The 935-nt window shown below is 51.1% G+C and carries 1 protein-coding gene; it reads right to left on the bottom strand.

Going from position 1 to position 935, the window contains the following annotated elements:
• Window positions 1–174: 174 nt before the first annotated feature.
• Window positions 175–702 carry a hypothetical protein gene (locus tag ACG2LG_RS23965; RefSeq protein WP_396263410.1) on the bottom strand — a complete coding sequence of 176 codons (528 nt, stop codon included), beginning with the start codon at window positions 700–702 and terminating at the stop codon, window positions 175–177.
• Window positions 703–935 lie beyond the last annotated feature (233 nt).

Raw genomic sequence — 935 nt, 5'->3', positions numbered from 1 at the left:
CAGGTCGAACCGGCCCGCCCGGATCGATCCGCTCCCTGACGCCCTCAAAACGACCTTCAAAAAACCCCTTGCCAAGCTCTGGTACTACTGACCCTCGCCATGAGCGCCTAATGGAAGATCGAGAATGAATGGGGTCTGTAGCCAGATGCGAAATGCGAGGACCGAGCCCATCCTCTATTCTGAGAGATTATCAAGATTGAGAATTTGATGCCAATAGGCTCCTCGAAAACGGATTGCATCTTTCACTTCCCGCAAAGACTTCAACTCAATGCAATGTAGCAGCTCGAAACTGGAACCATCTTGTCGATAAGCATACCGAAGAACAAAAATGCGCTTCCTTTTCAGCTCAACCCTTGGGGAAACCTCTTCTTTATCAATAATTCGGGACTTATCCACAACTTCGAAAGAGTTGGTGCCGAAAGTAGCGGATCTGCCCTTGATCTTGATCAATTCCCCTACTGAGGTCGCTTGCGGAGTAAAGTGCAAGAGTTTTTCAGGGTGAATATCTAGCGTCCCTCTGACCACTTTACCATCGACCTCGGGGGCGCACTCAAGGGCCTCCTCAAAATTGGTCGCCTCCCCAATAAGAACAATGTCAGAAAGATAGGCAATATCATACCACCAAAGCGGCTTCGCCACGAGGCCGCCCTGCGCCTTGAGAACACCTGTAGAAACCAAAAGCATTATAACAAAAAACTTCATCTCAACTCGCTGCGTTTCTATCAATGCACCTTATCTCAAAAGCGCCCCGCCTCTCGTCCCGATCTTTAGCGTTTGGATACTCAGAATCACTACCGAACTTTGTACCACGTCCGATTGGCATACAGGTTCCGCCTTTCTTGCCGGTGCAACATTTCGTCTGTAAATTGCCCGATCACCTGTGACCCCGGCGCTTCGGCCGGCGGAGCGTAGCGGAGCCGGCCGAAGCGCCGGCC

The organism is Haloferula sp. A504 (assembly GCF_044385805.1).
GTDB lineage: Bacteria > Verrucomicrobiota > Verrucomicrobiia > Verrucomicrobiales > Akkermansiaceae > Haloferula.
The sequence above is the reverse complement of the archived record's forward strand: the minus strand, read 5'-3'. Positions and strand labels throughout refer to the sequence as shown.

Bases quoted from the DNA above. Each gene is read 5' to 3' on its own strand.
- ACG2LG_RS23965 (WP_396263410.1), bottom strand. From the start codon at position 702: ATGAAGTTTTTTGTTATAATGCTTTTGGTTTCTACAGGTGTTCTCAAG.